1 protein-coding gene is annotated in these 235 nt (G+C 39.6%); it reads right to left on the bottom strand.

Annotated elements, in window-relative coordinates; genetic code table 11:
* Positions 1–235 (bottom strand): GTPase (locus AOA59_RS27715; RefSeq protein ID WP_178076310.1); only part of this gene is annotated, 235 nt, incomplete at both ends.

Genomic DNA, 235 nt, shown 5'->3' on the forward strand with positions numbered 1-235 from the left:
AGGTTATATTGCTTTAATTCCTCATTTATTGTCTGGTAATCTTCAAAGGGATCCCTGCCTTCAAGTCCACTCATATCAAGAACATGGACAATAACTCTCGTACGCTCAATATGACGTAAGAATTGGTGTCCTAAACCAACACCAGAATGAGCTCCTTCTATTAATCCTGGTAAATCAGCCATAACAAAACTCCTGTGGTCATCTGTTTCCACAACACCTAAGTTAGGAGTTAACG

It is taken from the genome of Pseudomonas sp. 2822-15 (genome assembly GCF_002742515.1).
Lineage (GTDB): Bacteria > Pseudomonadota > Gammaproteobacteria > Pseudomonadales > Pseudomonadaceae > Aquipseudomonas > Aquipseudomonas salomonii.